We start from the raw sequence: 26,463 nt of genomic DNA, 5'->3' as shown, positions 1-26,463 counted from the left end.
TCTTCCATGGAAGATACTTTGAATTCGGCGGGGCACCGGCTTCGAACGCTGGGCTGGGTAGCACTGACCGCGATAGCCCCGATCGCGTGGGGCTCCAATTACTATGTCACCAAGGAATTTCTTCCCGACGGCTCAGCGCTCTGGGGTGCGGCGATCCGCGCATTGCCGGCGGGCTTGGTGTTGCTGGGGCTAGCCAGGAAACTCCCGCAGGGCAGCTGGTGGTGGAAATCCGCGGTTCTGGGCGTGCTGAATATCGGTGCCTTCTTTGCCCTGATCTACGTGGTGGCGCAACTTTTGCCATCGGGTGTCGCTGCTACGACCATGGCGATTTCTGCCGGTGTGCTCATGCTGTTCGCATGGCTATTGCTCGGCGAACGTCCTGCACGTTGGCCTTTGGTTGGGGCCCTCTTGGGCTTCGTCGGCGTGGGCATCATGGTATTCGATGCACAGGCCGGCATCGATATCCTGGGGATCGTCTTGTCGCTGGTAGCAATGGTCCTATCCAGTGCCGGGTTCATCTTGACCAAACGATGGTCTGAAGGGATGCCGATTATCCGTGTCACCGCGTGGCAGCTGGTGGCCGGAGGGGCAGTACTGGTCCCCTGCGCGCTGTTCGTGCATGGAGCACCCCCTGCGCTTGACCTGCAGGCGATGGCGGGCTTCGGCTATGTCAGCCTCATTGCCACCGCGGCTGCCTATCTTGCCTGGTTCACCGGGCTGCGCCATCTCCCTGCATCGTCAGTTGGCCTCATTGGCCTGCTCAATCCAGTGACAGGGGTCCTGCTGGGAACATTGCTGGCAGCGGAAAGCCTCGGCCTCCAAAGCCTGATCGGGATGGGCTTGGTTCTCGGCGGAGTCCTTCTGGGGCTGGCCAAGGGATCCCGGCGCAGATCAGCTTCGGCACGCGAAGCATCTGGCCGCGACGCGCCTGCCGGAGAATCCGTGGAGACTGGCTAGAACGTCGCCCGCCAGTCCGGGACATGGAGCAACGCCATGACGCGTTCAACGTTGGCGGGCACGCTCCGCTTGGTGCTGCGCGATACGAAGATCATCACCATGAAGGCCAAGGGAACGCTCCACGCCGCAGGCTGGCGCAAGAGGTGGATCCAGATCTCATCTTCCTGGGGCAGGAAGGCGCCGGTCATCAAGGCCAGCCCGCAGGAGATGCCGCCAGCCAGCAGTCCGGCAACAGCACCTCGAGCGGTCAGTGAACGCCACCAAATGCCCAAGAGCAGCAGCGGGCAGATGGTGGATGCAGTGAAGGCGAAGACGTTTCCAATGGCGCCCGCCAAGGCCAATGAATTGGTCACCACCGCGACCAGGACGGGCAGGGCGGTGGCCAGCACGGTAGAGATCCTGAAGCCCCGCACGGTACCCGAGAAGAATTCCTGGGACAGCGCACCAGCCAGGGATACCACCAAACCGGAGGTGGTGGAGAGGAAAGCTGCGAATGCGCCACCGACGACAATTGCGGTCAAGGCGTCGCCCAGGAATCCGTCGAAGAGGCGCCCGGGCAAGAGCAGGATGGTGGCATCGGTTTCATTGGTGGCACCGAGCTCCGGGGTGTAGAGCAAGCCCAGCACGCCCAAAGTCGTCGGCAAGAGGTAGAACGCGGAGAGCAGGCACAGCACAATCACCGTGGTGGTACGCGCAGCCTGGCCTGTGGGGTTCGTGTAGAAGCGCACCAGCACATGCGGCAGCCCCAGGGTGCCGAAGAGCAATGCCAAGATGATGGATACCGTCTCGTAGAGGTTCATCGCGTTCACGGACTCCAGCTGCGCATACAGGGCCTGGGCATGCCCGGATGCCGAATGCTCGGGGATGGCCCGCCCCAGCAGGAAAATCGTGGGAATAACCAAGGCCGCCAGCTTGAACCAGTACTGGAAGGCCTGGACGAAGGTCACCGAGCGCATCCCGCCGGACAGCACCGTCACGCAGACAACCGCGGCAACAATGACCGGACCGGCCCAACTCGGGAATCCGGTAGCGATGGATAGGGTCAGGGCTGCTCCGTGCATTTGCGGAACGATATAGAGCCAGCAGATCACCACCACCAGATAGGTGGTGATTTTCCGCAGCATCGGCGAGCCTTCGAAACGGATCTGCGCGAAATCGGGAATTGTGTATGCCCGGGAACGTCGCAGGGGAGCGGCAACAAACAGGAGCAGCATCAAGTAGCCTGCGGTGTAGCCGATGGGGAACCACAAACCTGATTGCCCAGAGAGCACAATCAGTCCGGCAACGCCCAGGAACGAAGCCGCCGACAGGTATTCGCCGCCAATAGCAGAGGCATTCCACCACGGGCGTACGGTGCGTGAAGCTACGTAGAAGTCGGAAGTTGTACGGGACAGGCGCAGGCCGTGGAAGGCGATCAGCATGGTCGTGAGGCAAACGATCACCAGGGAGGAAACGGACAGCAGGCTAGCCACGGCTGATGCTCCGATACCGTTCTTCATTGCGTCCCGCGGCCCTGTTGTAGAGCATTCCGGCCACGATGATCAGTGGATACATGCCGATGCCCAAAACCCACCATGGCAGGGGCAGGCCCAGCAGGTGGATGTCCTCGAAGACCGGCCAAAAGACGAGCAATGCACTGATGCCTACCAGCATCGCCAGCAGGCCCGCCGCCACGGCACAGGCCAGCCGCAGCTGGGAGCGGATCAGCTGGCGAACATAGAATTCTTCTGCTGTGTGCTCGGGACGGTCGGGGGAGACAGTCAAGGATGCATCCTGCGGAGCCTGGACACGCACGCGTTTTGGACGCTGCTCAGCGAAACGTCCGGGCATGAGGGGCTCTCGCCGGCTGTTGTCTTGGGGAAGGTGCTCCACGGAAGGCCAGCAGCTTCCTACAGCGGGCGGACGCGGTTGGCAGCCAAGCGTTCCCGCAGGTATGGCAACGCGCGACGAGAAATCGGAAGTTCGGTGCTGTTGACCAGCACAGCGGCCTTGCCGGTCTGCAAGCGAACGGTTTCGATCTTATCCATGCACACTAGGTAGGAACGGTGGATCCGAACGAAACCGGACTCGCCCCACTGCTGTTCCAAATCGTTGAGCGGAACCCGGATGAGATAGCTCGAATCCTTGGTGTGCAGCCGGGCGTAGTCTCCCTGGGCTTGAACGTAGGCGATATCCGCCCGAGGGATCAGCTTGGTGATGCCTCCCTGGTCCACCGTGATCATTTCCGGCTTGGCAGGGGTCTCCTCGACCAGCTCGCAGATGCGGCGAACGGATTCGGCCAGGCGCTGCGGGCGAATGGGCTTGAGCACGTAGTCGATGGCGGCCAACTCGAATGCTTGCAGCGCTTGATCTTCATCGGCGGTGACAAAAACAATCAGTGGGGGATTGGTGAACCGGGAGATGACGCGGGCAATGTCCAGGCCTGACAAAGCCGGCATGTGGATGTCGAGGAAAAGTGCGTCGACAGTATTTTCCTCCAGCGCCTTCAGCGCCGCGGCACCAGAGGTGGCGCGGTGAATTTTCCCGATGCGGGAATCCTGGCTGAGCAGAAAAGCGATTTCTTCTACCGCTGGAAGTTCATCATCGGCGACCACCACGTTAATCATGCGAAAATTCTACCGTTTATTGGATTTTTCTATGCATCGGAAGTGATCGTGTTGGGCGGACGGAACTTCGGGACACGCAAAGTGATCAGCGTTCCGGCCCCCGGCGCGGTCTCCACCACCAGTCCATTGGAATTGCCGTAGAGCTGGCGCATGCGCAGGTCGACGTTGCGCAGGCCTACGTGCATATTCGGGGTATCGCCAGCTAGCACACTGGACAGCTGCTCGGGATCCATGCCCATGCCGTCATCTTCCACGCTGATGACTGCGTGCATTCCGTCTTCGGTGGCCGTGATGGAGATGACTCCGCCATCTGGCCGGGCTTCGAGTCCATGGCGTACCGCGTTTTCAACCAGTGGCTGCAAGGCCAGGAAGGGAATTTGCGTGGGCAGCACCTCGGGAGCGATCTGCAAGGAGACCTTGATGCGCTCACCGAAACGGGCCTTTTCCAGCAACAGGTAGCGGTCAATGGCTTCCAGTTCTTCGGCCAGGGTGGTGAATTCACCGCGGCGGCGGAAAGAGTACCGGGTGAAGTCGGCGAATTCTATGACCAGCTCACGGGCTCGCGCGGGATCAGTATTGATGAACGAGGCGATCGCATTCAGCGAGTTGTAGATGAAGTGCGGGGAGATCTGAGCGCGCAAGGCACGCATCTGCGCTTCGAGCAGCATGGCCTTGGATTCATCGAGCTGGGCGGTGGAAACTTGCGCGGATACAAAGACCGCTACCTCGGAAACTGCCCGAACGAAGCTGGCGCCGGCCCTGCGTGATAGCGCGGTCACCGTTCCCACGCTTTGATCTCCTACGGTGATCGGCGCGGACACGAAGTCCATGCCGGAGGAACGTTCTACCTGGGTTTTGCCGGTTGCCAGCGCGCTTTTGGAAACCTTGGAGGCTGCTTCTTCGAGTTCCGCGGTGAAATCGGCCCCTGCATCGGTGGCCAGCACATGGGTGGTGTCGCTGATCAGCAATACCTGGCAGTTCAAGAGCCTGCGCAGCGCCTTGGCGCTTTTGGCCGCCCCGTCCTCAGTCAGGCCGCGCTCCAAATGGGGAACCGCAACGGACATGTGGTGCAACGTCTTGTAGGTGGCTTCCTCGACGTCGGTACCCATTTCCTTGGTGGAGCGGGAAATCCTGAAACCGATGTAGCCGACAAGAGCGATTCCGACCATCGCAATGGCGACGATCAGGGTGACTTGCAGCGCTGGAGACATGTATCCCATCTTAGGGCCCTGCCTGATCTGCCGACCGTTCAGCGCGCCATGCTGCGCCGTTGGGCGCAGAAAGCAGTCCGTTGAGCCACGAGCTGTGCAAGCCCCCTAGTCGCCAACGGGTTTATCGCCAATAGTGAACTTAGTCACAAAACCGATGTGCGCCCAGTCACATCATCAACTCGCTCAAGGAGGGCATCATGAGTGCCAACCCGGAACACGGCGTCGCTGCTGACGTTGATTTCGTCAAGGAGAGCCAATCCGAGGAATTCCAGGAACTGCGAAAGACCCACCGCAGTTTTGTTTTCCCGATGGCAGTCTTCTTCCTCGTCTGGTATTTCGCCTATGTGCTGCTAGCCGACTACTTCCACGACTTCATGTCCATCAAGGTTCTCGGCAATATCAACATGGGTATTGTTCTCGGGTTGCTGCAGTTCGTGTCGACCTTCGCGATCACCGCGGCCTACGTCAGTTTTTCGAATAAGAAGCTCGACCCCAAGGCAACCAAGATCCGTGAACGCCTAGAGAGCGAGGGAGTGAACTAAATGAACCAGCTCAGCATCCTGGCCCAGGCCGCGGGAGAGTCGACCCAGGTCGGCAACCCCTTGGTCAATATCGCCATCTTCCTGGCCTTCGTGGGCGTCACCATGGTGATCGTGCTCCGCGCCTCCAAGAACAACAAGACCGCTGCGGATTACTATGCAGGCGGCCGTTCCTTCACGGGAACGCAGAACGGCACCGCAATTGCCGGTGACTACCTCTCGGCAGCCTCCTTCCTGGGCATCGTTGGCGCTATCGCCATCCAGGGCTACGACGGCTTCCTCTACTCGATCGGCTTCCTGGTTGCTTGGCTGGTTGCCTTGCTGCTGGTTGCGGAGCTGCTGCGCAACACCGGCAAATTCACCATGGCCGATGTGCTGTCCTTCCGGCTCAAGCAGCGTCCGGTGCGCATCGCCGCGGCCATCTCCACGCTGGCAGTGTGCGTCTTCTACCTGCTGGCGCAGATGGCTGGCGCCGGCGCGCTGGTTTCCCTGTTGCTGGGTATTGACGAGAAGCTGGGACAGTCGCTGGTGATCGTTATCGTTGGCGCATTGATGATCCTCTATGTGCTGGTTGGCGGCATGAAGGGCACCACCTGGGTGCAGATCATCAAGGCCTGCCTGCTGATCGCCGGCGCGCTGATCATGACCGTGTGGACGCTGGCCATGTTCGGCTTCAACTTCTCCGACCTGCTGGGCAAGGCAGCTGAAGTAGCCGGCAACCCCGAGATCCTGAATCCGGGCATGAAGTACGGTGTTTCTGAAACTGCCAAGCTGGACTTCATCTCGCTGGCCCTGGCCTTGGTGCTTGGCACCGCCGGCCTGCCGCACGTGCTGATGCGCTTCTACACCGTTCCTACCGCGAAGGAAGCCCGCAAGTCCGTCGTCTGGGCTATCTGGCTGATCGGCGCCTTCTACCTGTTCACCCTGGTGCTGGGCTTCGGCGCCGGTGCACTGATTGGCCCGGATCGAATCCAGGCGGCTCCAGGCGGCGTGAACTCTGCGGCACCGCTGCTGGCCTACGAATTGGGCGGCACAGTGCTGCTGGGCCTGATCTCTGCAGTGGCCTTCGCAACCATCCTTGCTGTAGTGGCGGGCTTGACCATCACCGCGGCGGCATCCTTCGCCCATGACGTGTACGCGTCGGTGATTGCCAAGGGCAAGTCGACTCCAGAGAAGGAAATGAAGATTGCCCGCCGCACGGTCTTGGTTATCGGAGTCTTCGCTATCGCTGGCGGCATCGGTGCCCAGGGGCAGAACGTGGCCTTCCTGGTGGCATTGGCCTTCGCGGTGGCCGCTTCGGCTAACCTGCCAACCATCTTGTACTCGCTGTTCTGGAAGGGCTTCAAGACCCGCGGCGCAGTGTGGTCCATGTACGGCGGCCTGGGTTCGGCTTTGCTGCTGATCATCTTCTCGCCAGTGTTCTCGGGCTCGGAGACCGCAATGATCCCAAGCATCGATATGGTGATCTTCCCGCTGGCTAACCCGGGTATCGTCTCCATTCCGCTGGCCTTCTTCCTAGGCTGGCTGGGCTCGGTTACCGACAAGCGTGTCGAGGACATTACCAAGCAGGCGGAAATGGAAGTTCGTTCGCTGACCGGTGTCGGTGCCGAGAAGGCAGTCGACCACTAAGGCGAAGAATTCATAAAACTCAATAGCGAAGTTCCGGGAACCAGCCAGCAGGCTGGTTCCCGGAACTTTTTGCTGCCCTGTGCGCTACGCGTTATTGGCTAGCGAGTGCTGAAGCAAAGCGGTGGTGCGGTAGGGGACGAGCTCGGCCATGGATAGTGCCGAGTCCGCACGATTCACTCCGTCTATATGCAGCAGCTGTCCATGGACCCGAAACAGCTCCTCGGCGTCTTTGGCCGCTACCCGCACCAAGATGTCGGCAGAGCCGGTGAGCCCGTGTGCTTCAAGCACCTCGGGGATGGCTTCGAGCTTGGCGGCGATGTCCCCGAGATGGCGTTGCTCAACATGCAGCTCGACAAAGGAAAGCAGCCCGTAGCCCAGCACTTCGGGCGGGATGCGGCGGTCAATGGAATCAAGAACTTCATTCTCCAGGCGGGTCATCCGCGTCTGCACGGTATTTCGCCCGAGGTTCAAAGCCGTGGCGATAGCCGAGCCGGTGCGCTTGGCTGCGGTCGAGAGGGCCAGCAGGATGCGCCGGTCGGTAGTGTCCAGAAGTTGCATAATGTGCACGTTAGCACTGACCGGTTCTCATAAACAGTGCGTTTTGCTCTAATTCCAAAAACACCATTGTGCATCCTGCCTTGCGTGAGTAGCATCACATTAAGCGGTGTTTGTGAATGAAAACCCGCAACCGACTACGTGAGAGTAAGGATGCCGATCGTGTCCACACAGCACATTGACGTAGCCGCCGGATGCCTACCCACGCATCAGCTGCTGAACGTCGACGGGAAACGAATCCCGGACGAAGAACTTGACCATTATCTGAAGGACCTCAAAGAAGCGGACCTTGCAGATTTCCTTCGCGACATGGTGGTCCTGCGCCGCATGGACAATGAAGCCACCGCATTGCAGCGCCAGGGCCAGCTAGGACTCTGGGCCCCGTTGCTCGGCCAGGAAGCCGCACAAATCGGCTCGGTCCGCGCCACCGAAGCGGATGACTTCATTTTCCCTTCCTACCGCGAGCATGGCGTCGCATGGGCCAGGGGAGTGAAAGCAGAAGATCTGCTCAGCGTGTGGCGCGGGGCCCAGGCCAGCGGCTGGGATCCGAATGAAGTCAATATTGCTTGCCAGCAGATTGTCATTGGCTCCCAGGCTTTGCACGCAGCCGGATACGGAATGGGAATCAAATTCGACGGGGGCAAGCAAGTTTCTGTGGCCTACTTTGGCGATGGCGCCACCAGCCAGGGCGACGTGAGCGAAGCCATGGTCTTCGCCGCCAGCTACCAGGCGCCAGTGCTGTTCTTCTGCCAGAACAACCAGTGGGCCATTTCCGAACCAGTCCACCTGCAAAGCCGCACCCAGATTGCCGACCGTGCCCACGGCTTCGGGCTGAAGACCTGGCGGGTGGATGGCAATGACATCCTTGCAGTCTACGCAGCCACCAAGGCCGCCCTGAATCACGCGCGCAACGGCCTGGGCCCAACCTTCATTGAAGCGGTCACCTATCGCATGGGGTCGCACACCACCGCCGATGATCCAACCCGCTACCGCAAGAGCGAGCAGCTCGAAGAGTGGAAAGCCAAGGACCCTATCGACCGCCTGGTGAAGTACCTGCATGAGATGGGTGCCGATGTGCAGTCCTACGAGCAGCGTGCCCAGAACGCAGCCGATGATCTGGCCGCGAAGCTTCGCGCCGCGATCACCACCATGGAGGACCCCAAGGTGGAAGAGCTGTTCACCAATGTATATGCCGAGAAGCACGAACCAACCGAACGCGCAGCCAAGAACTATCTGGACTACTTGGCAGATTTTGAAGGTGGAGAGTAACTGTGGCAACCACCATGCTCAAGGCGCTGAACAAGTCGCTGCACGATGCCCTAGACGAGGACGAGAAAGTCATCCTGCTTGGTGAAGACATCGGAACCCTCGGCGGCGTCTTCCGGGTCACCGATGGCCTGAAATCCAAATTCGGCGAGCACCGCGTCGTCGATACCCCGCTGGCAGAATCCGGCATTGTCGGCAGCGCCATCGGCCTGGCCTACCGAGGCTATCGCCCAGTAGTGGAGATCCAGTTTGACGGCTTCACCTACCCGGCCTTTGACCAGCTAGTATCCCAGCTGGCTAAATTGCATTACCGTTCCCGGGGCCGTGTGAAGATGCCGGTGACAGTTCGAATTCCCTACGGCGGAGGAATCGGTTCACCGGAGCACCACTCCGAATCGCCGGAAGCATATTTCGCCCACACCGCCGGTCTGCGCGTCTTCGCGCCTTCAAGTGTCGAAGATGCCTATAGCATGTTGCGCCAGGCCATCGATTGCGATGATCCGGTCATCTTCTTCGAGCCGAAGCGCCGCTACCACGAGAAGAGCACAGCTGAACTTCTGGCTCCAACGCCAGACGGATCGCCAAAGGCCAAGATCATCCGACCCGGTGAAGATGTCACCGTGGTCGGCTATGGCCCGACCACTTACACCTTGGTGGATGCGGCCAAGGCCGCAGAAGATGAAGGTACCAGTCTGGAGGTCATCGACCTGCGCACCTTGGATCCGTTGGATATCGACACCGTGGCCGAATCCGTCAAGCGCACCGGCAAGCTGGTTGTAGTCCATGAAGCCAGCCGCACCAGCGGTATCGGTGCAGAAATCTGTGCCGAAATCACCGAGCGCTGCTTCGACTATCTGGAGCACGCCCCATTGCGCGTCACCGGATTCGATATTCCGTATCCGCCATCGCGGCTCGAAAGCCACCACCTGCCCGATTTGGATCGAGTGATGCACGCGGTCGATACCGTGATGCGCCACAACGAGGCAACCGAAGGAGCTGCCAAGTGATGACCGCCCACACATTCAAACTCCCGGACCTCGGCGAAGGGCTCACCGAGTCCGAGGTGCTGAATTGGAAAATCAAGGTTGGCGAGCATGTTGCGCTCAACCAGATCATTGCCGAAGTTGAAACCGCCAAGGCAGTGGTTGAACTGCCCTCGCCGTATGCCGGCTTCGTTCAGGCTCTGCATGCCACCGAAGGTGAAACAGTGCAGGTTGGCGGTCCGCTGGTCACTTTTGATCAGGAGCCAGGCGCTTCCGGCGGGCAGCCGCCAGTAGCAGGTCCCGGAAATCATGGGGAAAGTGCGGCCGTCGAGCGCACCCCAACCCTCGTTGGCTACGGTGCCCCGGCAGACACCGGCAACCGTCCAACGCGAAAAGCTCGTGGCTCCCGCAACGGGGGAGCGACGCAATTGGCGGAACCAGTTGCATCCGCACCGGATGCCGCGCCGGCCAGTCCTGAGCGCGAACAACATGAGACGACTCGATGCACACCGCCCGTACGCAAGCTGGCACGCGATCATGGAGTCGATATTTCGGCGCTCGCCGGCAGCGGCGAGGGTGGGCTGGTGCTGCGTAGGGATGTTCAGCAGGCCATCGATTCCGTAGGTACCAGCACCTCATCGGCAAGGGGAAATGAGCCAGCGTCCTCGCCGGATGTGGACCGCCATGTGAAGATCACCGCCGTCCGCAGAGCCACAGCCAAAGCGATGGTGCAGTCGGCGTTTACTGCACCGCATGCCACCGAGTTCCTCACTATTGACGTCACCGAATCCATGGCGTTGGTGGAAAGAATGCGTTCGCATCGCTTGCTGAAGGACCGGAAACTCAACATCACAACGTTGGCGGCGCTCGTGGTGACGAGATTGCTGAAGACTTATCCTGCGCTGAACTCGACGTGGGATGAAAAGGCTGACGAAATCATTGAGTTCGGGTCAGTGAATCTGGGCATGGCTGTGGCAAGTGACCGCGGCTTGCTGGTTCCGGTGCTGAAAAATGCCCAAGCCAAGACGTTGCCCGTATTGGCAACTGAACTCAGCGAGATTATTCTCCAGGGCCGCGAAGGAACGTTGTCACCAGCCCAATTGACCGGTGGCACATTCTCCATTACCAATGTGGGGGTTTTCGGCGTGGATGCCGGGACCCCGATTCTACCTCCGGGGCAGGCTGGAATCCTGGCATTAGGCCAAGTGAAACGAAGGCCTTGGGAATACCAAGACCAAGTTGCCCTTCGCCATACCATGACTTTGGCTTTGTCCTTCGATCACAGAGTGGTTGACGGCAAGGAAGCAAGCGAGTTCCTCGCAGGTGTCGGCTCGGTATTGGAAGACCCCGGAATGATGAATATTTTTATTTGAGCTTAAATAAAAACTGACCCGGCTGAAGTTATTTCAGTCGGGTGAGTAACCCGATTTCAAGCATTGCTTTCATGACTATTCATTGGTTGTTTCGCAATGTTTGATGTAATCTCATTCACTACGTGCTATAGCTCACGCTTGCCTGCACGGCTCTGCGAAATGCAGAAGCAGCAACGATCTGTTGAGGAGAAATAGGATGCGATACTCGCACGCATCTAAGGCTGTCGTTTTATCTGCAGCCTTGGCGCTGACCCTGTCCGCTTGTGGCGGCGGTTCAAATGAAACCGCCGGTGGCGAAGGTGACGGCTCGTACGTCGTCACCGCAAACACCACCGAACCGCAGAATGGCCTTCTGCCGGCTAACACCAACGAAGTTGGCGGCGGCCGCGTAATGGACCTGATCTTCACCGGTTTGGTCAGCTATGACGCAAAGGGCGCTCCGGTCAATGAACTCGCTGAGTCCATCGAAACCGAAGACTCCCAGAACTACACCATCAAGCTGAAGGCCGGACATACCTTCTCGGATGGTTCCCCAGTAACTGCTGCTTCGTTCGTGGATGCCTGGAACTTCGGCGCCGCGGCAAAGAACGCACAGCTGAACTCGTACTTCTTCGAATCCATCAAGGGCTTCGATGAGGTCAACAAGGAAGGCTCCAAGAAGGAAGAGATGGAAGGCCTGAAGGTAGTGGATGACACCACCTTCACCGTCGAGCTGTCCCAGCCTGAGTCCGACTTCCCGCTGCGCTTGGGCTACACGGCGTTCATGCCGTTGCCTGAAGCGGCCTTCGAAGATCCAAAGGCCTTTGGCGAAAAGCCAATCGGCAACGGCCCATACACGTTGACCGAGTGGAACCACGATGTGAACCTGAAGCTGGACGTCAACGAGAGCTACGACGGTCCACGCAAGGCGGCTAACGCCGGCATCGACTTCAAGGTCTACCAGTCCACCGACTCGGCGTACAGCGATCTGCAGTCCAACAACTTGGACGTCCTCGACCAGATCCCGCCAAGCCAGCTGGCTTCCTACGAGTCTGACCTGGGCGATCGTTCAGTCAACTCGCCATATGCCGGCAACGCAACCATCACCATCCCGGGCTACCTGGACCACTTCAAGCAGGACGAAGAGGGCAACCTGCGCCGTGCCGCGATCTCCCGTGCCATTGACCGCCAGCTGATCATCGACAAGGTGTACCAGGGTGGCAAGGTCAAGGCCGATGACTTCACCGCACCAGTGCTCGAAGGCTACAGCGCCGACGTTCCAGGCAGCGAAGTCCTCGACTTCGACGGGGCTGAAGCCAAGAAGCTGTGGGAACAGGCTGATGAAATCAGTAAGTGGGAGTCCGGCGATGAATTCTCTGTCGGCTACAACGTTGATGGCGCGGGCAACAAGGAATACGTCGAAGCTGTCGTCAACCAGCTGAAGAGCAACCTGGGCATCAACGCAGTGGCTCAGCCATTCTCTTCATTCAAGGAATTGCGCGAGAAGGTCACCAGCTACAAGATGACCGGTGCATTCCGTACCGGTTGGCAGGCCGACTACCCGTCGCTGTACAACTTCCTTGGTCCACTATTTGGCACCGGGGCCGGTTCGAATGACGGCAAGTACTCCAGCAAGGAATTCGATGACAAGCTGGCCGAAGGCCTGTCTGCCACGGATCCGGCCGAGGGTGCAAAGATCTTCAACGAAGCACAGGAGATCCTGTTCAAGGATTTGCCGGCCATCCCTCTGTGGTACCAAGCAGTCCAGGGTGGTTGGAGCGAAAACGTTGATAACGTCGAGTTCGGGTGGAACGGTGTTCCTATGTACCAGCAAATCACTGGCAAATAAGTTTCCTTCAGCATTCGGCCTAATCAGAGCGAATAGAAGCTGAAAACTCGTCAAGGGAGATCCGAGCAGCTCAGGGTCTCCCTTTGGCGTGTCCGTCCTGCCTCGCAAAAATAAACGTCGAGATATTTATCGACGGAAAGAGGATGAAAATGGCCCTGTGCCCTCATGTGTCTCGAGGTGAGATGCAAGCATGTTAAGTTTTACCCTGAAGCGAATCGTGCAGCTGATTCCGGTGTTCATCGGAGCTACGCTGCTGGTGTACTTCCTGGTTTTCGCAACACCGGGTAACCCCATCGCCGCACTTTCCGGTGGCAAGCCAATGAGCCCCGCTACCGAAGCGGCCCTGACCGCACAATACAACTTGGATAAGCCTTTCTGGGTCCAATATGGCCTGTACCTGAAGAATCTGGTGACCTTGGATCTGGGAACCTCGTTCTCCGGCCAGGAAGTTCGAGACTTGCTGGCTCGGGCCTTCCCGGTCACCGCACGCCTGGCGATCCTCGCGTTGTTGATCGAATCTGTCTTCGGCATCATCTTCGGCGTCATCGCCGGCATGCGCAAGGGCAAATTGTTCGACTCGACCGTCCTGATCGCATCGCTGCTGGTCATCGCAGTTCCAACCTTCGTACTGGGCTTCCTGCTCCAGTACGTGGTCGGAGTCAAGCTCGAATGGGCAAAGCCAACCGTTTCCGGTTCGGCAACCTGGGGCGAACTGATCCTGCCGGCCTTGGTCCTGGGACTCGTTTCTCTGGCTTACGTTTTGCGACTGACGCGTACCTCCATCATTGAGAACAAAACCGCTGACTATGTGCGCACCGCAACTGCCAAGGGCCTGAGCCGCAACCGCGTTGTCACCGTGCACATCTTGCGCAACTCGCTGATTCCAGTCGTGACCTACCTTGGCGCCGACTTGGGCGCACTCATGGGCGGCGCCATTGTTACCGAGGGTATCTTCAATGTCCCCGGTGTCGGCCACTTGCTCTACCAGGCAATCCAGAAGGGCGAAACCCCGACGGTGGTTGCCGTTGTAGGCGTCTTGGTGATCGTCTTCGTGATCGCCAACCTGATCGTGGATATGCTGTACGCACTGCTTGACCCAAGGATCCGTTATGCCTGAGAACCAGAACTTTAATCCCGAAGACGGCCTTCCCATCCGAAACACCCGTGCCGGCAAAGTTTCCAAGTACAAAATTGAGCACTACGTGGCCCCATTGGAGGAGACTCCGCTGCAGGCGGTGGATTCTGTCAAGGAAACCGGCAAGCCATTGTCCATGTGGGCTGAAGCATGGCGTTCACTGCGCAAGCAGCCGCTGTTCATCATCTCCACGCTTCTGATCATCGCCGTCATGGTTGTAGCTGCGTTCCCGCAGCTGTTCACGTCCATTGATCCGACTGGCAACCAGGCATGCTTACTGGAAAATTCCAATGAGCCAGCACGCCAGGGACATATCATGGGCTTCAACCTGCAGGGTTGCGACATCTACGCCCGTACGATCTACGGCACGCGTGCTTCGCTGCTCGTAGGCGTATTCACTACCCTCATCGTGGTGCTGCTCGGCGGTGCCATTGGCGCGCTGGCAGGCTACTACGGCGGCTGGATCGACACCATCCTGGCTCGTCTGGGCGATATCTTCTTCGCGCTGCCGCTGATCCTCGGAGCCATCATCGTGATGCAGCTTCCTGCCTTCCGTGAAAACCGAAGCGTTTGGACGGTTATCATCACCCTTGCGATCTTCGGCTGGCCGCAGCTGGCACGCATTACCCGCGGCGCAGTGATCGAGGCCCGCAACGCGGACTTCGTGAAGGCCTCGCGCGCGTTGGGCCTGTCCAAGTTCAGCGCTTTGGTCAAGCACGTCATCCCGAACTCGTTGGCACCGATCATTGTTGTTGCCACGGTGAACCTCGGCGTATACATCGTTGCCGAGGCCACGCTGTCCTTCCTGGGCGTCGGGCTTCCGCCAGACGTCATGAGCTGGGGCAACGATATTTCCTCCGCACGTACCCAGCTGCGCAATAACCCGACCATGCTGATGTGGCCAGCACTGTTCCTTTCGGTAACGGTATTGAGCTTCATCATGCTCGGCGATGCAGTGCGCGACGCACTGGATCCGAAGGCCCGGAAGGGAGCCTAAGCAATGACTCAGAGTGCAACTCCCAAGCCTCTGCTGGAAGTCAAGGACCTGGCGATCACTTTCTCCACTCCTGACGGTCCAGTGCATGCAGTGCGCGACGCCAACTTCACCGTGATGCCCGGGGAAACCGTGGCCATCGTGGGCGAGTCCGGTTCCGGCAAGTCAACTTCGGCACTGGCTGCTATCGGCCTGTTGGCCGGCAACGGCAAGGTCTCATCCGGCCAGATTCTTTTTGACGGCGAGGACATCGCCCAAGCGAGCGAAAAGCGATTCGTAGAGCTGCGCGGCAACCATATTGGCATGGTTCCGCAGGATCCGATGTCCAACTTGAACCCGGTCTGGAAGATCGGGTTCCAGGTCAAGGAAACCCTGAAAGCCAACGGCTTGGCGGGGGATAACCCGAACAAGCGTGTAGCCCAGGTCTTGGCCGATGCAGGTTTGCCCGATCCGGAGACGCGTGCGAGGCAGTACCCGCACGAATTCTCCGGTGGCATGCGTCAGCGTGCGCTGATCGCCATTGGCCTGGCCTGCCGCCCGCGCCTGCTGATTGCCGATGAGCCAACCAGCGCACTGGACGTCACCGTGCAGCAGCAGATCCTGGACCATCTGGACACCATGACCAGTGAACTGGGCACCGCCGTGCTGCTGATTACCCACGACCTGGGCTTGGCAGCAGAGCGTGCCGAGAAGGTCGTCGTGATGTACAAGGGGCGTGTCGTCGAATATGGCCCAGCGCTGGAGATTCTGCGCAACCCCAAGCACCCGTACACCCAGCGCCTGATCAACTCGGCTCCATCGTTGTCAGCACAGCGTGGAGACAAGCACGAGGCGATTGTTGATGAGGTAATTCCGGGCAAGGCCGAGCCGCTGCTGAAGGTCAGCAACCTGACGAAGGTCTTCGATATCCGCAAGGGGTTCGGCAAGAAGGAGAAGTTTACCGCGGTGGACAACGTGTCCTTCGAGATCCCCAAGGGCACCACCACCGCCGTGGTAGGCGAGTCCGGTTCCGGCAAGTCCACCATCGCCCAGATGGTGCTCAACCTGTTGGACAAGACCGAGGGCGAGATCATCTTTGATGGCGAACAGATTGGCAACCTGAGCGAGAAGCACTTGTTCAAGTACCGCCGACGTGTCCAGCCGATTTTCCAGGATCCGTACGGATCCTTGGATCCGATGTACTCGATATTCCGAACCATCGAAGAACCACTGCGCATTCACGGTATTGGTAACGCGGCATCACGGGAGAAGAAGGTCAAGGAACTGCTGGATCAGGTTTCCATGCCGGCATCCACCATGCACCGCTTCCCGAACGAGCTGTCCGGCGGACAGCGCCAGCGCATCGCGATCGCGCGTGCTCTGGCCTTGCAGCCGGAAATGATCGTTTGCGATGAGGCTGTTTCGGCGTTGGACGTGCTGGTGCAGGCCCAGGTGCTTGAGCTGCTTGATGAGCTGCAACGCGAAATGGGCCTTACCTACCTGTTCATTACCCACGACCTGGCTGTAGTCCGCCAGATCGCGGACAACGTATGCGTGATGGAACACGGAAAGATCGTCGAACAGGGAACGACGGACGAGATTTTCGATGCGCCAAAGAGTGCATATACCCGCAACCTGCTGGCTGCGATCCCTGGAGCTTCGCTGATCTAGCAGCTCGGAAATCCGCTGAATGGGCCGGTGAAACCGTAAGGTTTCACCGTCCCATTTTGCGCTTAACCTGAGCTCAAGCAACGTCATATTCAACGAATATTTCAGATTTAATCAATCTGAAACAAACGTTGCAAAAATGTTATAAATCACTCCGCGAGTCAACATGCATGAAACAGTTGCCCGATTGATTTTTCCCAATCTGAAAGAAATCCTTGAAATCTCGGGGGTGTGAGCTGGATCTCGTAAACCCGCGGGTAACAAGCGCGTTGCGAATGACTCTCAGGGGGAGGATTGCAGCAATATCTGAAGCGCTTCTTTCTATATCCAAGCCAGAAAATTCGGGTTAGTCTATTGCTCAATGGATTGATCATGTGATCTGGTCCACATTGGATCCCCCGATCCAGCACTCGTATCGTTCAAGAACTCAAGGAGGCGAAATGCGGTTTCAGCGCGTTTCGAAAGCAGTAGCTGTAGGCGCAGCACTGGCCCTGGCCCTTTCGGCTTGTGCACCAGGCGGCGGAGACACAGGCGCCGATGCATCAAAGGATGCTGGCGCAGGTGGCGGCAACGGTTCGGCAGAAGCAGCAAACAGCGGCAAAGCCGATCTGGGTGATATCAAGACTGCCGAAGACAATATCAACGTCACCGTAGGTGCCCCGGAATTCCTGAGCTACAACGGCTTTACTCCGAACACCTATTCCACCTACAACTCGGCCATCGTGGACCGGATGTTCGCTGGGTTCAGCTACTTCGGTACTGACGGCACGCTGTACCCCAACGAGGCCTTGGGCAGCTATGAGAAGGTGAGCGACGATCCGCTCACCATCAAGTACACCATCAATGAAGAAGCCAAATGGTCCGATGGCACGCCGATCACCGTAGCCGACTCCGTGCTGGCATGGGCAGTGCAGAACCTGAACCTCAACGAAGGTTCCAAGGACAAGCCGCTGTTCAACTCGGTCTCAGTTGATCTCGGCGACACTGTTCCAGCTGGTCCGCAGGGCGACTGGGATGGCAAGGAATTCACTGTTGAATTCGCCGAGCCTGATCCGGACTGGGCCCTCCAGTCCTGGATGCTCCACCCAGCACATGTGGTGGCCGAAGAGTCGGGCATGAGCACCGAAGAGCTCGTCAAAGCCATTCTCGCTGGGGAATCCGACAAGCTGAAGAAGGCTGCCGATTTCTGGAACGAAGGCTGGATGACTGACCCGGGCAAGCTGCCCGATGAGAAGATCTCGCCTGTATCCGGCCCCTACAAGCTGGGCAGCTGGAAAGCTGGAGAGTCCGTAACCCTGGTTGCCAACGAGAACTACTATGGCCCCGCGCCTGCAACCAAGGAACTGACCTTCCGCTTCCTTGAAGACGCAAGCATGGTCCAGGCATTGCAGAATAAAGACGTTGACGTCATTAACCCGCAGCCCACCGTTGATACGCTCGCGCAGCTGGAGAATCTTGGCGACGCTGTAGCAATCCAGAAGGGCGACACCCTGACCTGGGAGCACCTTGACTTCAACTTCGCCAAGGGCAACGAAATGACCAATCTGGAACTGCGCAAGGCCTTTGCCATGTGTGTTCCACGTCAGCAGATTGTTGACAACCTGATCAAGCCGCTGAACCCCGACGCCATCGTGATGAACTCCCGCGAAGTCTTCCCGTTCCAGGATAACTACCAGGAAGTAGTGGACGCATCCTACGACGGCCGCTATGACCAGGTGGATATCGAAGGCGCCAAGAAGATCCTTGAAGAGCAGGACGCTGTGGGTACCGAAGTACGCATCGGCTACTCGGCACCTAACGAACGCCGCGCCAACCAGGTCTCGGCCATCAAGTCCTCCTGCGATGAAGCGGGCTTCAAGATCGAGGACACCGGTTCGGCTGACTTCTTCTCGCCAAACGGTGCGCAAGACCGTGGCGACTACGAAGTAGCACTGTTCGCTTGGGCAGGTTCCGGCCAGATCAGTTCCGGCCAGAACATCTACGCCACCGGCAAGCCGCAGAACTTCGGCCAGTACTCGAACGCTGAAGTCGATGCAGCATGGGCGACCCTGGCAAGCTCGCTGGACCCGGCTGTCCATGCCGAGCAGACCAAGAAGATCGAGAAGCTGTTGTGGGATGATCTGTTCGGCATCCCGGTATTCGCCCACCCAGGCTTGAGCGCCTCGGGTTCGGATATCCAAAATGTCCGTCACACCGCAACGCAGGACCAGATCGTCTGGAACGCCGAGCAGTGGGTACGTGCTGAGTAATTGCCCCTAGGCAGCGTACTTGCACAATGTGAGTGAGCACATGTGGGGCCCGATCAAAAATCGGGCCCCGCAGTGTGTTCAAAGGTCCCCAACCTCAAGGGCCGGCTCACTTCCGTGAGATGAAAGTAGGACATTAGAACCGTGTGGAAATTTATCGCCAAGAGACTAGGCTCAGCACTTGCCGTGCTGTTCGCCGCATCGCTCTTGCTCTACGTACTGGTAATCAATTCAGGTGACCCGCTCAAGGACCTCCGCGAAAGCAACGCGGATAACCGCGAGTACTTGATGGCCCAGCGTGTGGAATACATGAACCTGGATGCACCCTGGTACGGACGCTACTGGGACTGGCTGACCGGCGCCAGCAAATGCCTGATTGGCCAATGCGACCTGGGACAGAATATCAACGGCGTAGAGGTCTCCGGCTTGCTGGCCAACGCCGCATCGTCCACCTTGCGGCTGGTAGTGCTCGCTACGGTGATCGCCGCGGTTCTGGGTATCGCCATTGGCGTTTTGACTGCAATCCGCCAGTACTCCGGCCTGGATTACATCGTTACCTTCATGACCTTCCTCTTCTTCTCGCTTCCCGTCTTCTGGGCAGCTGTGCTGCTCAAGGAGTACCTGGCAATCAGCTACAACGACTGGCTGGCGGATCCGCAGATATCCCTGGGGTCATCCATAGCCATAGGCATCGTCGTCGGACTCGTCCTGCAGATGTTCCTCGGGGGCTCCTTGAAGCGCCGTGGCATCACCTTCATAGCTGCCGCTGTTTTTGTCCCGCTGGTGCTGCAGTACAGCATTTGGCTGAATTTCTACCGCTACCCGCAAATGGGCCCCGCAATCATCATCGTGCTGACGGCACTCGTGGCCTTGAGCGCCACTGCCATGAGCGTTGGCCTGAAGGAAAAGCGCGTGCTGTACCCGGCGCTGATTACCGTCGTACTGGTCTTGGCCATGTACTACGCGACCTTCTACATGCTGCTGGAACCAAACGCATGGATCCTCTTGTTCGGACTGGTCCTCGCGGTAGCGATTCCGGCAGTAGTCGGGCGCTTCATGGGCGGCCGCTTGCGCAAAGCAGCGATGTCCGTCTCCGTAGCCACCGGTGTTGTCGGTGCAGGATTGACCGTTGTCGATCACATGTTCCGCGCTTGGCCTGGTTTCCTGGACGTCAAGGGACGCCCCATCGCGACCATCGGGTCGTCCACTGCTAACCTCGAAGGCGGTTTCTGGGATCACTTCCTGGATAACGGCACCCAGTTGCTGATGCCGACCATCCTGCTTGCAGTGATTTCTTTGGCTAGCTATTCGCGCTACACGCGTTCTTCCATGCTCGAAGTGCAGCGCCAGGACTACATTCGCACCGCCCGTTCCAAGGGATTGAGCGAACGCACCGTGATTTTCCGGCACGCGTTCCGCAACGCGATGATCCCCATCGCCACCATTGCAGCCTTCGACTTCGCCGGCCTGATCGGCGGTGCCGTGATCACCGAGCGCGTCTTCGGCTGGAAGGGCATGGGCGAAATGTTCGCAACCGGCCTGGATCATGTCGACCCGGCACCTGTGATGGCGTTCTTCCTGGTTACCGGTACCGCCGCAATCATTTTCAACTTGCTGGCGGATATCGTTTACGCCCTGCTTGACCCACGAATCCGAGTCTAGGAGGCATGGACCAATGAACATCCTTCATGCCTGCAACCCTAAGGACCAGCGATGAGCACCCCGAACAAGAACTTGAACGAGAACGAGCCGCAGAACCTGAATTCCGTGGCCGAGGTGGAAGACGCCAAGCTGGCCCAAATCCACGAAAAGCCGAAGAGCCAGGGACGCATTGTTCTCGAGCGCTTCGTCAGCCACAAGCCGGCGATGATTTCCGCGGTGATCCTGGTCGTCATCACCGTTTTCGCTTTCAGCTCCATTGGCTGGGGACCGATCCCCGGCTGGTGGGGACAGAACTTCTACCACGCTGGTGCCGTTGTGGATGGCGGCAAACCGACCTTGAGCCTGGTCCCCGCCTGGCTCGGCGGCGAAGGCATCCGCATCGGAGAGCACCCCTTCGGGCAGGACTCGGTCGGCAAGGACTACTTCGCCCTGGTCATGAACGGCACGCAGAAGTCCATCATTATCGGCGTTGTGGTTGGCTTGGTCGCCACTGTCCTGGGAACCGTCATCGGTGCTGTTGCCGGCTACTTCCGCGGATGGGTCGACGAAATCCTGATGCGCATCACTGACCTGTTCATCGTGATCCCATTGCTGGTCCTGGCCGCTGTTCTGGGCAAGATGGCTGGTGCATCCACCGGTTCCATCATCATCCTGGCCCTCGTGCTCGGCCTGGTGACCTGGACCGGCTTGGCCCGACTGGTGCGCGGTGAAATCCTTTCGCTGCGCGAACGCGAATACGTTGCTGCCGCCCAGGCCATGGGTTCGAAGACCAGCCGCGTGATCTTCAAGCACCTGATCCCCAACACCATGGGTGTGATCATCGTGAACGCAACCTTCGCGATCGCTGGCGCGATCCTGCTGGAGTCCTCGCTGTCCTACCTGGGCTTCGGCGTGAAGGCTCCAGAATCCTCGCTGGGCCTGCTGATCAGCCAGTACCAGAACGCCTTCACCACCCGCCCGTATTTGTTCTGGTGGCCAGGCATGATCATCGTTACCATCGCCCTGTCGGTGAACTTCTTGGGTGACGGCTTGCGCGATGCGTTCGACCCGCGCCAAATCGGAAAGAAGCGCCGCCGCCGCGCCGGCCTGTTCGCCCTTCCAACCCGCAAGGAGAAGCCATGAGCCACGCAGCACCAATGAACGAACAAGGCTCAGACGGCTACGCGCTGAGCTTCACCGACCTCAACGTCGTCTTTGCCACCGGTGGTGCAGACGTCCACGCAGTCAAGGGCTTGTCCTTGACCGTCCGCCCCGGGCAGGTCGTGGCGCTGGTTGGCGAGTCCGGTTCCGGCAAGTCCGTCACCTCAACTGCGGCGATGGGCCTGCTGCCGGAAAACGCCAATGTCTCAGGTGCCGCCAAGGTCGGCAACGTCAACGTGGTTGGCCTGGACGAAGGCAAGCTGCGCAAGATGCGTGCCACCGACATCGCGATGGTCTTCCAGGAGCCCATGACTGCGCTGAACCCGGTGCTGACCATTGAGCGGCAGTTGACTGAAGCGCTGGAACTGCACGACATCGCCTATGGCAAGGAAGCAACCGACCGGGCCATCGAGCTGCTGGACATGGTGGGCATCCCGGATCCCGCCAAGCGCGTCAAGCAGTACCCGCACCAGTTTTCCGGCGGCCAGCGCCAGCGTATCGTCATTGCCATGGCGATATCCTGCGATCCCAAGGTGATCATCGCCGATGAGCCAACCACCGCACTGGATGTAACGGTGCAGGCAGAAATTCTCGATCTGCTGCGCGAGCTCAAGGATCGACTGAATACCGGCATCTTGCTGATCACCCACAACATGGGTGTTGTCGCGGATATGGCCGATGAAGTGGCCGTGATGTTCCAGGGCAACCTCGTCGAGACCGGCACCGTGGAGCAAGTTCTGCTGCGCCCGGAACATCCATACACCCAGCGCCTGCTGGCCGCGGTACCGCGCTTGTCTGCTCCGGCTGTTACTACTGCGACGCCCCCGCACAGCTCCGAAACTGCGCCTCCAGGACGCGAGCTGGTGCTGGAAGCCAAGGACCTCGTGCTGGAATACGACATGCGGGGAAAGATCTTCCGCGCCGTGGAAGAGGTGAGCTTCGATATTGCCAAGGGCGAAGTCCTAGGCATTGTGGGCGAGTCCGGCTCTGGCAAATCCACCATCGCCAAGGCGGTGCTCGGCTTGTTGCCTGTGGCTAGCGGCAGCTTGTCGGTCCAGGGCCATGATCTGCCGAAACTTTCCCCGAAGGAAGCCCGTGCGGTTCGCAAGAAAATCGGCGTCATCTTCCAGGACCCGGCAGCATCCTTGAACCCGCGTTTCCCTATTGGCGATTGCATCACCGAACCAATGGTGGTTCACAAGGTTGGCAGCAAAGCAGGGCGCATCAAGCGTGCTGAAGAACTGCTCGATGCGGTGAAGCTGCCGCGCAACGTGATCAACCGATACCCCCACGAGCTCTCAGGCGGCCAGCGTCAACGTGTTTGCATTGCTCGCGCGTTGACCTTGAACCCCGAGCTGCTGATTGCCGATGAGCCAACTAGTGCTTTGGATGTTTCGGTTCAGGCAGTCGTATTGGAAATGCTGCAGGACCTGCAACGGGACTTCAACTTCGCGTGCCTCTTTGTCAGCCATGATCTGGCTGTCGTTGACATGCTGGCTGATGCGGTCGTAGTGATGCAGTCAGGCAGGGCGGTTGAGCAGGGCATGGTGGATACCGTGCTGCATGCCCCAACGCACGACTACACCAAACGCCTGTTGGCCGCGGCTCCGGTGCCGGATCCGCATGAGCAGGCAGTACGCCGTGAGGCTTGGCGCTTGCTGAACAGCACGAAGTAGATGCTGAGCTGAACGACGAATAAGGGGGCTCGTTTCCGGATCTTTCACTGGAAGCGGGCCCCTTCCGTCTGCCCGGGAGAGCTGGACATGGCGAAAGCCGATTCCCCGGATCCGGCCTCGGTCCGGGAAAGCGATACAAGTACTTGCGGGCCTACGAGCAGGTGCTGGGCGGCGGAACTTGGACCAGCTGAACGAGAGGGAATGCCTCGGGCTCAACACTTATCGCTGCAGGAATCACAGGATGACCCGCACTGGCGTTCTTGCACGGATCGTGCAGCAGAAAACCAGCTCGGGCGGAACCCGCAGACGCCTGCCTGGGGCTTTGCGCCGGGCGCGGGACGATGCTGATCCAGGAAAGGACCAAGGGAACCTCGGCGGTAGAGGCCCGTTAATAGGCAAAAGCTGGCTCTCTGCCGAGAGCCAGCTTTTGCCTATCTTTTGGAATCTAGTCCAGCTGCATGACGTTTTCGGTAACGACCTCTGCGCGGGCGTTGGAGAAGATCTGCTCGGTGCCAACGGTCTTGAACCCTCGGCGTTCCAGGACCTTGATGGAACCTAGATTGTCCTGGACCACGTGCGCGGTCAATGGGCGCTTGGTGTATTCGGCGAGGAAGGTGTCTACCGCGCTGGTGGTCAGTCCCTTGCCCCAGTACTTGGTCGAAGTCCAGAAATTGATCTCTGGTACTTCGCCGTCGAAGACCAGAATGGATCCAACGACTTCGCCCTCATGCTCGATGGTGCGAACCAGAACATTCGGATCGTTCAGAATCGAGTTCCAGTGGTGGTCGAATACCGCGCGGTCGGCTGGGTTACGCGCTTGATAAGCGGCCATGAGGTTCGCCTCGGGTTCTTGCTGATGAGCGAAGAATGCGTCCAAGTCGGAAGGGCGGACTTCTCGTAGCTGCACGATAAAGGCCTTTCAATCGTGTGGGTCAGCGTGCCGTATTGGCACACCAGTGAACAATGGCTTGAAACCTACACTACCGGGGAAGTGAGTGCGGCGAGTGCCATGTTGGACAATAACGGCTTCAGGCCGGACTTTTTAGTCCTCGGCGAGTGGGCGGAATGAGCAGTCGAGTTCAGCAAGCCGAAGACGGCGTGCGCGCGGAATCTGTGCGACTGCTTGCTTCCCGTGGGATGCAATTTGGCCAGTTCCGTAGTCCAAAGCCCGATATAGGAGTTCTGGAGTTTGCGGACTAATGCCAGTTCGGCCTTCGGGAGCGATTTCAAATCACGGTCCTGGACCTGCAAAATGTCCGGGCGGGACAACGAGAAGTCAGTGTGGAAATCAACCAGACGCGAAAGCACCTCCAGGGGAGTGCCGCCGGCTTCCGTGGCCGTGCAGCCCCCGGCATAGATATCTTTGGACATATCTACTAGCAGAGCGATAAGCACTGCCTGCTTGCCGGCGAAATGCCGGTACACGGCCGGACCGGATATGCCGCAGGCAGCGCCCAGATCCTCCAGCGAAACACCCGCGTAGCCATTCAAGGCGAACAGTCGAGTGGCTTCGCGCAAGAGTGCTTCTCGTCGTTCAGCTTTGGCGCGCTCACGCTCTGTTGGTTCATTGAGCGACTGGTATTTGCTCGCCAACACAATCAACTCCTTACGTTTGCCAAGCCTCGGTCTGGACAAGTGTGACCGCTGCCACTAATGTCAAAAATGTAGCTGTTTACCCACCCGTAGGCAGCAACCAGTTAATAAATATTAACCATACGCGTCGCGGCGTGTGCTTCCAAGAAACTCACGCACCTGGCGCAGAACATGACCGCCACCGGATTATGCACATCCCGCAGCCGATGCCGGTTCGTCCCTCAACGAAGAGAGAGCCTGATGATTGATCTCGAACTCGACGACCAGTATCAAGACCTGGTCGACATGGTCCGCGAATTCGCCCAGGAAGTCGTAGCCCCGCAGAGCGCGCAGAACGATGCCAACCATGCGTTCCCCTATGACATCGTCAAGCAAATGGGGCAGATGGGTCTCTTCGGGCTGCCAGTCTCCGAAGAATACGGCGGTTCCGGCGGCGACTACTTCCACCTCGCGCTGGCGCTCGAAGAACTGGGCAAGGTAGACCAGTCGGTAGCCATCACTCTCGAAGCCGGCGTCTCCCTGGGCGCGATGCCGATCTACCGCTTTGGCAGCGAGGGCCAGAAGCAGAAGTGGCTGCCAGCCCTGGCCGCCGGCGAACGCTTGGCCGGTTTTGGCCTGACCGAACCCGGTGCAGGCTCCGACGCCTCAGCTTCCTTGACCAAAGCGAAACTGGAAAATGGCGAATGGGTTATCGATGGCGCCAAAGAATTCATAACCAACTCCGGTACCGACATCACTTCCCTCGTCACGGCCACCGCTGTCACCGGTGTCGACGAAGCAACCGGCAAGAAGGAAATCTCGGCAATCATCGTGCCGACGGGAACCGAAGGATTCACCGCGGAGAAGGCCTACGACAAGGTGGGTTGGCGTGCCAGTGACACCCATCCGCTGAGCTTCAGCAGCGTGCGAGTTCCGGAGGAGAACCTGCTTGGCGAGCGCGGACGCGGATACGCCTACTTCTTGGAAATTCTCGATGAGGGACGTATCGCCATCGCGGCGTTGGCCACCGGAGCCGCCCAGGGTTGCCTCGACGAGGCGGTGAAGTATGCCAAGACCCGGACTTCCTTCGGCCAGGCCATCGGCCAGTACCAAGGCATCTCCTTCATGATCGCTCGCATGGCTTCGCGCGCCCACACGGCCCGTCTGGCCTACTACGCGGCGGCGGCGAAGATGCTCGCCGGCAAGGACTTCAAGATCGAAGCCGCGCATGCCAAGCTGATTGCCAGCGAAGCGGCGATGGATAACGCCCGTGATGCTACCCAGATCTTTGGCGGCTACGGATTCATGAATGAATCATTGGTTGCACGGCACTACCGCGATTCGAAGATCCTGGAAATCGGCGAAGGAACCACGCAGGTCCAGCAGATGCTCATTGCCCGCAGCTTAGGTCTCTGATTCTTGCCAGAGGGGGCGCTGCATCCTG

General features: G+C 59.0%; 22 protein-coding genes. 15 read left to right on the top strand and 7 right to left on the bottom strand.

All coding sequences use genetic code 11. The features are described from left to right. Window positions 1-6 precede the first annotated feature (6 nt). A complete protein-coding gene (locus ACP3TE_RS02445; RefSeq protein WP_402735548.1) occupies window positions 7-957 on the top strand; it encodes a DMT family transporter in 951 nt (316 codons plus the stop codon). Here ACP3TE_RS02445 and ACP3TE_RS02440 read toward each other — a convergent pair. The 4 genes from ACP3TE_RS02440 to ACP3TE_RS02425 all read right to left on the bottom strand — a co-directional run bounded on the left by ACP3TE_RS02440 (window position 954) and on the right by ACP3TE_RS02425 (window position 4,774). Further along, window positions 954-2,429 carry a cation acetate symporter gene (locus tag ACP3TE_RS02440; protein ID WP_426735117.1) on the bottom strand — a complete coding sequence of 492 codons (1,476 nt, stop codon included), beginning with the start codon at window positions 2,427-2,429 and terminating at the stop codon, window positions 954-956. The two genes, ACP3TE_RS02445 and ACP3TE_RS02440, sit on opposite strands and share 4 nt — an antisense overlap. Beyond that, window positions 2,422-2,721: a hypothetical protein gene (locus ACP3TE_RS02435; RefSeq protein ID WP_286172046.1), complete on the bottom strand. Its 300-nt coding sequence runs from the start codon at window positions 2,719-2,721 to the stop codon at window positions 2,422-2,424. The genes ACP3TE_RS02440 and ACP3TE_RS02435 overlap by 8 nt, the downstream gene beginning before the upstream one ends. Window positions 2,722-2,846: 125 nt before the next feature. Next, window positions 2,847-3,563, bottom strand: a complete 717-nt coding sequence (locus ACP3TE_RS02430) for a LytR/AlgR family response regulator transcription factor (RefSeq protein WP_105657247.1) — start codon at window positions 3,561-3,563, stop codon at window positions 2,847-2,849. A gap of 29 nt (window positions 3,564-3,592) precedes the next feature. Continuing rightward, entirely contained in the window at window positions 3,593-4,774 is a 1,182-nt protein-coding gene (locus tag ACP3TE_RS02425; RefSeq protein WP_105657305.1) for a sensor histidine kinase, read from the bottom strand. Between the two features lie 197 nt (window positions 4,775-4,971). On the opposite strand from ACP3TE_RS02425, the gene ACP3TE_RS02420 reads away from it, so the two are divergent. Both ACP3TE_RS02420 and ACP3TE_RS02415 read left to right on the top strand, forming a co-directional pair. After that, entirely contained in the window at window positions 4,972-5,316 is a 345-nt protein-coding gene (locus tag ACP3TE_RS02420; protein WP_105657248.1) for a DUF485 domain-containing protein, read from the top strand. Next, window positions 5,317-6,942 carry a solute symporter family protein gene (locus ACP3TE_RS02415; protein ID WP_105657249.1) on the top strand — a complete coding sequence of 542 codons (1,626 nt, stop codon included), beginning with the start codon at window positions 5,317-5,319 and terminating at the stop codon, window positions 6,940-6,942. 84 nt (window positions 6,943-7,026) lie between these two features. Here ACP3TE_RS02415 and ACP3TE_RS02410 read toward each other — a convergent pair whose 3' ends face one another. Beyond that, complete coding sequence (locus tag ACP3TE_RS02410; RefSeq protein WP_105661916.1) at window positions 7,027-7,500, bottom strand: Lrp/AsnC family transcriptional regulator; 474 nt, start codon at window positions 7,498-7,500, stop codon at window positions 7,027-7,029. A gap of 150 nt (window positions 7,501-7,650) precedes the next feature. Between ACP3TE_RS02410 and pdhA the strand changes: the two genes are divergently transcribed. From pdhA to ACP3TE_RS02355, 11 genes are all read left to right on the top strand, one after another. Next, window positions 7,651-8,766: a pyruvate dehydrogenase (acetyl-transferring) E1 component subunit alpha gene (pdhA, locus tag ACP3TE_RS02405; RefSeq protein WP_105661813.1), complete on the top strand. Its 1,116-nt coding sequence runs from the start codon at window positions 7,651-7,653 to the stop codon at window positions 8,764-8,766. Window positions 8,767-8,780: 14 nt separating this feature from the next. Next, window positions 8,781-9,770 carry an alpha-ketoacid dehydrogenase subunit beta gene (locus ACP3TE_RS02400; protein ID WP_105657306.1) on the top strand — a complete coding sequence of 330 codons (990 nt, stop codon included), beginning with the start codon at window positions 8,781-8,783 and terminating at the stop codon, window positions 9,768-9,770. Further along, window positions 9,770-11,119 (top strand): dihydrolipoamide acetyltransferase family protein, encoded by a 1,350-nt coding sequence (locus tag ACP3TE_RS02395; protein WP_426735114.1) that lies wholly within the window; start codon window positions 9,770-9,772, stop codon window positions 11,117-11,119. The genes ACP3TE_RS02400 and ACP3TE_RS02395 overlap by 1 nt, the downstream gene beginning before the upstream one ends. 196 nt (window positions 11,120-11,315) lie before the next feature. Beyond that, the gene (locus ACP3TE_RS02390; RefSeq protein ID WP_105661815.1) at window positions 11,316-12,947 is read left to right on the top strand and encodes a peptide ABC transporter substrate-binding protein; all 1,632 of its coding nucleotides are present in this window, start codon (window positions 11,316-11,318) and stop codon (window positions 12,945-12,947) included. 190 nt (window positions 12,948-13,137) lie between these two features. Beyond that, window positions 13,138-14,064 (top strand): ABC transporter permease, encoded by a 927-nt coding sequence (locus ACP3TE_RS02385; RefSeq protein WP_105661816.1) that lies wholly within the window; start codon window positions 13,138-13,140, stop codon window positions 14,062-14,064. Next, a complete protein-coding gene (locus ACP3TE_RS02380) occupies window positions 14,057-15,079 on the top strand; it encodes an ABC transporter permease (protein ID WP_286134595.1) in 1,023 nt (340 codons plus the stop codon). Before ACP3TE_RS02385 ends, ACP3TE_RS02380 begins: the two co-directional genes overlap by 8 nt. 3 nt (window positions 15,080-15,082) lie before the next feature. Further along, window positions 15,083-16,726 (top strand): ABC transporter ATP-binding protein, encoded by a 1,644-nt coding sequence (locus ACP3TE_RS02375; protein ID WP_105657255.1) that lies wholly within the window; start codon window positions 15,083-15,085, stop codon window positions 16,724-16,726. A 437-nt stretch (window positions 16,727-17,163) separates the two neighbouring features. Continuing rightward, window positions 17,164-18,972: an ABC transporter family substrate-binding protein gene (locus ACP3TE_RS02370; protein WP_105661817.1), complete on the top strand. Its 1,809-nt coding sequence runs from the start codon at window positions 17,164-17,166 to the stop codon at window positions 18,970-18,972. Window positions 18,973-19,113: 141 nt separating this feature from the next. Next, window positions 19,114-20,631 carry an ABC transporter permease gene (locus ACP3TE_RS02365; protein ID WP_105661818.1) on the top strand — a complete coding sequence of 506 codons (1,518 nt, stop codon included), beginning with the start codon at window positions 19,114-19,116 and terminating at the stop codon, window positions 20,629-20,631. A gap of 51 nt (window positions 20,632-20,682) precedes the next feature. Further along, window positions 20,683-21,753: an ABC transporter permease gene (locus ACP3TE_RS02360; RefSeq protein ID WP_105657258.1), complete on the top strand. Its 1,071-nt coding sequence runs from the start codon at window positions 20,683-20,685 to the stop codon at window positions 21,751-21,753. Continuing rightward, a complete protein-coding gene (locus ACP3TE_RS02355; protein ID WP_332486603.1) occupies window positions 21,750-23,447 on the top strand; it encodes an ABC transporter ATP-binding protein in 1,698 nt (565 codons plus the stop codon). The genes ACP3TE_RS02360 and ACP3TE_RS02355 overlap by 4 nt, the downstream gene beginning before the upstream one ends. Before the next feature lie 445 nt (window positions 23,448-23,892). On the opposite strand, the gene ACP3TE_RS02350 is transcribed toward ACP3TE_RS02355, so the two are convergent. Together ACP3TE_RS02350 and ACP3TE_RS02345 are read right to left on the bottom strand one after the other, a co-directional pair. Beyond that, window positions 23,893-24,354, bottom strand: coding sequence for a GNAT family N-acetyltransferase (locus ACP3TE_RS02350; protein ID WP_105657260.1), 462 nt, complete (start codon window positions 24,352-24,354; stop codon window positions 23,893-23,895). A gap of 68 nt (window positions 24,355-24,422) precedes the next feature. After that, window positions 24,423-25,043 carry a TetR/AcrR family transcriptional regulator gene (locus ACP3TE_RS02345; protein WP_105657261.1) on the bottom strand — a complete coding sequence of 207 codons (621 nt, stop codon included), beginning with the start codon at window positions 25,041-25,043 and terminating at the stop codon, window positions 24,423-24,425. A gap of 237 nt (window positions 25,044-25,280) precedes the next feature. Between ACP3TE_RS02345 and ACP3TE_RS02340 the strand changes: the two genes are divergently transcribed. Continuing rightward, window positions 25,281-26,435 carry an acyl-CoA dehydrogenase family protein gene (locus ACP3TE_RS02340; RefSeq protein WP_105657262.1) on the top strand — a complete coding sequence of 385 codons (1,155 nt, stop codon included), beginning with the start codon at window positions 25,281-25,283 and terminating at the stop codon, window positions 26,433-26,435. Window positions 26,436-26,463: the final 28 nt, after the last annotated feature.

The sequence above is a fragment of the Glutamicibacter sp. 2E12 genome (assembly GCF_050030965.1).
Lineage (GTDB): Bacteria > Actinomycetota > Actinomycetes > Actinomycetales > Micrococcaceae > Glutamicibacter.
The sequence above is the reverse complement of the archived record's forward strand: the minus strand, read 5'-3'. Positions and strand labels throughout refer to the sequence as shown.